This is a genomic window from Streptococcus suis (assembly GCF_002960445.1).
Classification (GTDB): Bacteria; Bacillota; Bacilli; order Lactobacillales; family Streptococcaceae; genus Streptococcus; species Streptococcus hyiners.
Genome location: NZ_POJD01000266.1, coordinates 1 through 273, shown reverse-complemented (window position 1 = coordinate 273; position 273 = coordinate 1). Strand labels below are relative to the sequence as shown.

The 273-nt window shown below is 39.2% G+C and carries 1 pseudogene; it reads right to left on the bottom strand.

Features of this window, described 5'->3' with window-relative positions:
- Positions 1-20: 20 nt before the first annotated feature.
- Positions 21-273: pseudogene (locus C1G53_RS09600) on the bottom strand (penicillin-binding protein); the annotation flags it as partial.

The window sequence follows — 273 nt, the reverse complement described above, 5'->3', positions numbered from 1 at the left end:
TTGTAATAGAGATAATCTTACGTATCCGCCATTACAGGAGCTGGAGCAATAAAATCTTGTTTAATATCGTAGGCTTTATAGGTTTCGTATTCTTCCTTGGTCAAGAATGACGCCCGATACATATTAAAGAGAACATCTTGATAGCGTTCAATACCGTAAACCATATCTTCATCTGATTTACGTGTTCCATCTGATGCATAGGGAGAATAAACAATCGGACTTTGCGGTAAGCCTGCAATAAAAGCAGCCTGAGGAACAGTCAAGTCTTTCGCT